This is a genomic window from Paenarthrobacter sp. NPDC056912 (assembly GCF_042786555.1).
Lineage (GTDB): Bacteria > Actinomycetota > Actinomycetes > Actinomycetales > Micrococcaceae > Arthrobacter.
In genome coordinates, this window is sequence record NZ_JBHUCD010000027.1 from 64,039 (window position 1) to 70,408 (window position 6,370).

At 61.8% G+C, this 6,370-nt stretch carries 8 protein-coding genes; 6 read left to right on the forward strand and 2 right to left on the reverse strand.

The window, feature by feature from the left end; all coding sequences use genetic code 11:
• Positions 1–108 precede the first annotated feature (108 nt).
• The 6 genes from ACFRJ9_RS22065 to ACFRJ9_RS22090 all read left to right on the forward strand — a co-directional run bounded on the left by ACFRJ9_RS22065 (position 109) and on the right by ACFRJ9_RS22090 (position 4,995).
• On the forward strand, positions 109–732 hold the full coding sequence (locus tag ACFRJ9_RS22065) for a superoxide dismutase (protein ID WP_377672545.1): 624 nt from the start codon (positions 109–111) through the stop codon (positions 730–732).
• Positions 733–1,003: 271 nt separating this feature from the next.
• Entirely contained in the window at positions 1,004–2,014 is a 1,011-nt protein-coding gene (gene gap, locus ACFRJ9_RS22070; RefSeq protein WP_377672547.1) for a type I glyceraldehyde-3-phosphate dehydrogenase, read from the forward strand.
• A 9-nt stretch (positions 2,015–2,023) separates the two neighbouring features.
• Positions 2,024–3,250, forward strand: a complete 1,227-nt coding sequence (locus ACFRJ9_RS22075) for a phosphoglycerate kinase (RefSeq protein WP_377672550.1) — start codon at positions 2,024–2,026, stop codon at positions 3,248–3,250.
• 76 nt (positions 3,251–3,326) lie between these two features.
• Positions 3,327–4,142: a triose-phosphate isomerase gene (gene tpiA, locus ACFRJ9_RS22080; protein WP_377672553.1), complete on the forward strand. Its 816-nt coding sequence runs from the start codon at positions 3,327–3,329 to the stop codon at positions 4,140–4,142.
• A gap of 36 nt (positions 4,143–4,178) precedes the next feature.
• On the forward strand, positions 4,179–4,436 hold the full coding sequence (secG, locus tag ACFRJ9_RS22085) for a preprotein translocase subunit SecG (protein WP_017198454.1): 258 nt from the start codon (positions 4,179–4,181) through the stop codon (positions 4,434–4,436).
• Positions 4,437–4,599: 163 nt separating this feature from the next.
• Positions 4,600–4,995, forward strand: coding sequence for an RNA polymerase-binding protein RbpA (locus tag ACFRJ9_RS22090; protein WP_377672556.1), 396 nt, complete (start codon positions 4,600–4,602; stop codon positions 4,993–4,995).
• Here ACFRJ9_RS22090 and pgl read toward each other — a convergent pair.
• Together pgl and ACFRJ9_RS22100 are read right to left on the reverse strand one after the other, a co-directional pair.
• Complete coding sequence (gene pgl / locus ACFRJ9_RS22095; RefSeq protein WP_377672558.1) at positions 4,948–5,766, reverse strand: 6-phosphogluconolactonase; 819 nt, start codon at positions 5,764–5,766, stop codon at positions 4,948–4,950. The genes ACFRJ9_RS22090 and pgl overlap by 48 nt on opposite strands.
• Positions 5,756–6,370, reverse strand: a 615-nt coding sequence (locus tag ACFRJ9_RS22100) for a glucose-6-phosphate dehydrogenase assembly protein OpcA (RefSeq protein ID WP_377672561.1), incomplete at its 5' end; no start/stop codon positions are given. The genes pgl and ACFRJ9_RS22100, both read right to left, overlap by 11 nt.

Genomic DNA, 6,370 nt, shown 5'->3' on the forward strand with positions numbered 1-6,370 from the left:
GCGGCGGAAGCAGGGCTTCTTCCCAAGGATTTCCGGCAGGTCCGCCGGCCGGATGAACACAACGAGAGTTACCAAACCGGACTTTGGTCCACTACATTGGAGGATTTCGTGACAGAGTACGTTCTGCCCGAGCTCGGCTACGACTACGCAGCACTTGAGCCGCACATTTCGGCAAAGATCATGGAGCTGCACCACAGCAAGCACCACGCTGCCTATGTGGCAGGCGCCAACAACGCCCTCGCGCAGCTCGCCGAAGCCCGCGACAAGGGTGACTTCGCCAACATCAACCGTCTCTCCAAGGATCTCGCGTTCCACACCGGCGGACACATCAACCACTCCGTCTTCTGGAACAACATTTCCCCTGACGGCGGCGACAAGCCCGAAGGCGAACTCGCAGCTGCCATCGACGACGCCTTCGGCTCGTTCGATGCATTCCGCGCACAGTTCAGCGCCGCTGCCTTGGCCCTGCAGGGCTCCGGGTGGGCCTTCCTGGCTTACGAGCCTATCGGCGGCAACCTGCTGATCGAACAGCTCTACGATCAGCAGGGCAACGTTGCAGTGGGCACCACCCCGCTGCTGATGCTGGACATGTGGGAGCACGCTTTCTACCTGGACTACGTCAATGTCAAGGCTGATTACGTCAAGGCATTCTGGAACATCGTGAACTGGGCAGACGTCGCCAAGCGCTTCGAAGCCGCACGCGCCAATGCCACAGGCCTCATCGTTCTGTAGTTGGTGAACTCCGATTCACGCGAATGTAACAAAAGTCACTTTTTGAGTGAATTGGGACCAAATGCTGGAAAGCCTGCCTCCGCAGTTGCGGGGGCAGGCTTAGTTAAACGTAAGATGGATCACGGAAGGCGGTTTAGCCTTCAGCAACGTGGCTGGTCGCCCTCCGATCTGATAATCACCTCTGCCCAATGACGTGCGGGGTCTGTTAGTTGGAACTCTTGATCCGACTCACTAGGCGTGCTTGCAAGAGCACCAAGGAGATTGACACATAGTGACCACCCGTATTGGTATCAACGGCTTCGGCCGCATCGGCCGTAACTACTTCCGCGCAGCACTGGCCCAGGGCGCAGACCTTGAGATCGTTGCAGTCAACGACCTCACCAGCCCCGAGACCCTCGCCCACCTCCTGAAGTACGACTCCGTCGGTGGCCGCCTCGCCCAGTCCGTGGAAGTTGTCGATGGAAACCTGGTAGTTGACGGCAAGTCCATCACGGTCCTCGCCGAACGTGATCCGGCAAACCTCCCCTGGGGCGAGCTTGGCGTCGACATCGTTATTGAGTCCACCGGTTTCTTCACCAAGGCTGCAGCCGCGCAGAAGCACATTGATGCGGGCGCCAAGAAGGTTCTCATCTCGGCACCGGCCAGCGACGAAGACATCACCATCGTCATGGGCGTCAACCACGAGCTCTATGATCCGGCTGCACACCACATCATTTCCAACGCATCCTGCACCACCAACTGCCTCGGCCCGCTGGCCAAGGTCGTCAACGATGCTTTCGGTATTGAGCGTGGCCTCATGACCACGATTCACGCTTACACAGCGGACCAGAACCTGCAGGATGGCCCGCACGGCGACCTCCGCCGCGCACGCGCCGCTGCCATCAACATGGTTCCCACCTCCACCGGTGCCGCCAAGGCCATCGGCCTGGTTCTGCCGGAACTCAAGGGCAAGCTGGACGGCTACGCCATCCGCGTACCCGTCCCCACCGGTTCCGCAACCGACCTCACCGTCACCGTTTCCCGCGAAGTCACGGTCGAGGAAGTCAACGCCGTGCTCAAGGCTGCTGCCGAGAGCGAGCAGTTCGCCGGCATCCTGACCTACACGGACGCTCCCATTGTCTCTTCGGACATCGTCGGCGACCCGGCATCTTCCATCTTCGACTCCGGCCTCACCAAGGTCATTGGCAACCAGGTCAAGGTTGTCTCGTGGTACGACAACGAGTGGGGTTACTCCAACCGCCTCGTGGACCTCACGGAGCTCGTCGCATCCAAGCTGGGCTAGGGTAGACACATGACATCTCACACCCTCAACGAACTCATCGCTGAAGGTGTCCGCGGGCGGTACATTCTGGTCAGAAGTGACCTGAATGTGCCGCTCGACGGCTCTACAGTGACCGACGACGGCCGCATCAAGGCCTCACTTCCGGTCCTCAAGAAGCTCTCGGACGCCGGTGCCCGTGTGCTCGTAACCGCCCACTTGGGACGCCCCAAGGGCGCCCCTGAAGACAAGTACTCGCTGAAGCCCGCAGCGGCCCGCCTCGCGGAGCTCGCCGACTTCAAGGTTGAGCTGGCCGAAGACACGGTCGGGGCCTCAGCCAAGTCGCTCTCAGCAGCCCTGCAGGACGGCGAAGTACTCGTCTTGGAGAACGTCCGCTTCGATGCCCGGGAAACCAGCAAGGACGACGCCGAGCGCGGCGCCTTCGCTGACGAGCTGGTGGCCCTGACGGGCGAAAACGGCGCGTTCGTGGACGATGCTTTTGGTGCCGTCCACCGTAAGCACGCCAGTGTCTACGACGTCGCCACGCGGCTCCCGTCGTACCTCGGCGACCTCGTGCACACAGAAGTCGAAGTTCTCCGGAAGCTCACCGCGGACACACAGCGTCCCTACGTCGTGGTTCTGGGCGGCTCAAAGGTCTCGGACAAGCTCGCAGTGATCGACAACCTTCTGGGCAAGGCTGACACCATCCTCGTAGGTGGCGGGATGTTGTTCACCTTCCTGGCAGCCGATGGCCACAAGGTCGCGGGCAGCCTGCTCGAGGAAGATCAGATCCCCGTGGTCCAGGACTACCTCAAGCGTGCCGCAGACGCCGGAACGACGTTCGTGATCCCCACTGACGTCGTTGTGGCCAGCCGCTTCTCAGCGGACGCGGACCACGAGGTCGTCAAGGCCGATGCTATTGAGGACAGCGCCTTTGGTGCCTCCGGCATTGGCTTGGACATTGGCCCTGAATCAGCAGCTGCGTTCGCGGCACAGATCGCGGGGGCCAAGACTGTCTTCTGGAACGGTCCTATGGGTGTCTTCGAGTTCGAAGCCTTTGCCGCTGGCACCCGTGCCATCGCGCAGGCACTCACGGAAACTTCCGCATTCACGGTGGTTGGTGGTGGCGACTCCGCCGCTGCCGTTCGAACCCTCGGCTTCGAGGATTCACAGTTCGGCCACATCTCCACCGGTGGCGGCGCCAGCTTGGAATACCTTGAAGGCAAGGAACTCCCTGGTCTGAGCGTCCTGGACCGCTAAGCACCAAACCGGCCGGCGGGACGCAACTGCGTCCTGCCGGCCGTTCCACACTACAAACGCATCCTTTGGAGTTCATGTGACTACCTCTGCCAACGGCAATTTCGTCCGCAAGCCCTTCATCGCAGGCAACTGGAAGATGAACATGGACCACGTCCAGGGCATCACCTTGCTGCAGAAGCTCGCCTGGACACTGTCCGACGCCAAGCACGACTACAGCCGTGTGGAAGTCGCAGTGTTCCCTCCGTTTACCGACCTACGCGGCGTGCAGACGCTTGTCCAGGGCGATGACTTGGACGTTGTCTACGGTGGCCAGGACCTGTCCCAGTTTGACTCCGGCGCCTACACCGGCGACATCTCAGGGCAGTTCCTCAACAAGCTCGGCTGCTCGTACGTCCTGGTGGGCCACAGTGAGCGCCGGACCATCCATAACGAATCAGACGAGGTCCTGAACGCCAAGGTCAAGGCAGGCTTCCGCCACGGTGTCACGCCCGTCCTATGTGTCGGCGAAGGACTTGAAATCCGTCAGGCCGGTACCCACGTTGAACACACGCTGGCCCAGCTGCGTGCCGGCGTTGAGGGCCTCACTGCCGAGCAGGTAGCCGAACTTGTCGTCGCATACGAGCCCGTTTGGGCCATCGGAACCGGTGAAGTTGCCGGTCCGGAGGACGCTCAGGAACTGTGTGCGGCCATCCGCGCTGAACTCTCGGAACTTTTCGAAGAGACCGTCGCTGCCAAGACCCGTCTCCTCTATGGCGGCTCGGTCAAGGCAAACAACGCTGCCGCCATCATGGCCGAAAATGATGTCGACGGCCTGCTTGTGGGTGGCGCCAGCCTGGACCCCGCTGAGTTTGCTAACATTGTCAGGTTCGAGAGCCACCTCGTCACGGACTAGTCCGGCTCCCGTTTTCCGCTTCTTCGAAAGGCCGTCGTGGACGTTCTTCAAGTCATTTTGCAGATCCTGCTGGGCATCACCAGCCTTTTGCTGACGCTGCTCATCCTCCTGCACAAGGGACGTGGCGGCGGATTGTCCGACATGTTCGGTGGCGGAATGAGTTCCGGATTGAGTTCGTCCGGTGTCGCAGAGCGTAACCTCAACCGCTTCACCATCATTCTCGGAATTACCTGGGGTGTCGTTATCATCGGGCTGGGCCTGATCATGCGGTTCACCTCAGGCGGCGACTCCTAGCAGTCAAGAAAAGGAAGGCTCCCTTGTGGGAGCCTTCCTTTTTTGCGGGCGGATCGGCCCATATCCCTAGTGCCGTCGTCGAGCCCCTCGCATAGACTGAGCGTGTCGGCTGCAAAGCCTACGGGCCGTCAAGGCCGACCACCGAGTCGCTAGGGGTTCGAAAATGGTTCATGGCACGCCTGGATATCGGGGCACACGCGTAGGTGTAACACAAGGATCCGCTCCCAGAAATCAAAGCGACCACGGCGCCGGAGAACAACTGCCGCGGATTCGTGTTCCCTATTGGTGCGCCAAGGGGCACGAGACGCGGCTTGTTTTTCTTAAATTGCCGGATGAACAGATTCCCAAGACGTGGGACTGCCCCAAGTGCGGCAACCCAGCCTCCAGGGATCCTGGCAACACCACCTCATCAAGGCCTGAAGACGAGATCTTCAAATCCCACCTGGATTACGTTAAAGAAAGACGCTCCAGCCAAGACGCCGAAGTCGTCTTAGCTGGAGCGTTGGAGCGTCTACGCGCCCGCGGGATCCTTCCGGACCAGCTGTTGGGGGACACGTGAGGCAGCGTTCTCGTCGATAAGCCACAAGGTTCTCGCACGGCCGACGGGCCCAGCTGCAGGAACCTGGACAGGGTTGGCCCCTGCCAGCGCCAAGCCAACGGCTCCGGCCTTGTCCTCGCCCGCAACAACCATCCAGATTTCCTGGGCGGTGTTGATGGCCGGCAGCGTCAAGGAAATCCGCGCCGAAGGCGGCTTGGGGGAGTTCTCGACGCCTACTACAGTGCGGTCCTTCTCCCGGATACCGGCTTGCTCCGGGAAGAGCGAGGCTACGTGGGCATCAGGGCCAACGCCCAGGAGCAGGATGTCGAAGCGCGGCAGGGTGCCAGGCTGGTCGGCTCGCGCATCAGACATGTCCGCAGCATGCTCGGCTTCGGCCGCTGCTTTGAGTTCGGCCGCGTAATCTGCGGCCGCTTCGTCAGCAGTGGAGAAGTCGTCAGTGGATCCTGGCTGGTGGACGCGGGCGGGGTCCACCGGCAAACGCGAGAGCAGTGCTTGGTGCGCCTGGTGCGTGTTCCGGTCCTCGCTGTCTGAAGCGACGAAACGCTCGTCGCCCCACCAGAAGTTGACCTTCGACCAGTCGACTGCGGGAGCCGCGGCCGAGTCCGCCACCGCCTTGAGCGTTCCAATGCCGACGGTACCGCCTGTGAGGACCACCGTAGCCTCGCCGTGCTTGTCCTGGACATCCACAAGTTTGGTAATCAGGCGGGCCGCAATGGCCGCCATCAGCACCTTGGAATCGGGATGGATACTTACTCTTGGCTCAGCGTGCACTGGTCTGGACTCTCCTCTGGCTGGTAAGTGGCAGTCCCATCGTAATCACTTCTCCGAAAACTTCGTCCGGATCGAGGCGTCGCAGTTCTTCAGCGAGGCAATCCTTCAGGCTCCGGCGGGGAAGCGTGATCCGCTGTGCGGGCTGGCCCGGCTGTGTCAGCTCAGCCACAGAGAGGCCGGGGCGGAAGAGCTGGACGTCGCCACTGGCCCTGGTGAGGCGGACACGGCGGATGCCGGTACCGGCAGGATCGGCAACGATCGTGACCGGCGCCTGGAGCGCCAAGCTCAACCAGGCAGCCAACAGCAACGTACTGGGGGAGTCAGAGGCACCTTCAACGGCAACGGCTGACACGGGGTCACCGTCCACCTGGTCGAAGACCGCGGCGAGTTGCATGCGCCAGTTGGTCAGGCGGGTCCAGGCGAGGTCGGTGTCGCCGGCTTTGTACGTGGCGCGGATGTTCTCCAGGGCGCGTCGGGGGTCCGGTTCGTTGGCGGAGTCCGTGATCCGACGGTGCGCGATCCGGCCGATGGAGGTTTCGCAGGCGTTTTCCGGGGCGCCGTGCGGCCACCAGGCCACGATCGGTGCGTCCGGGAGCAGCAGCGC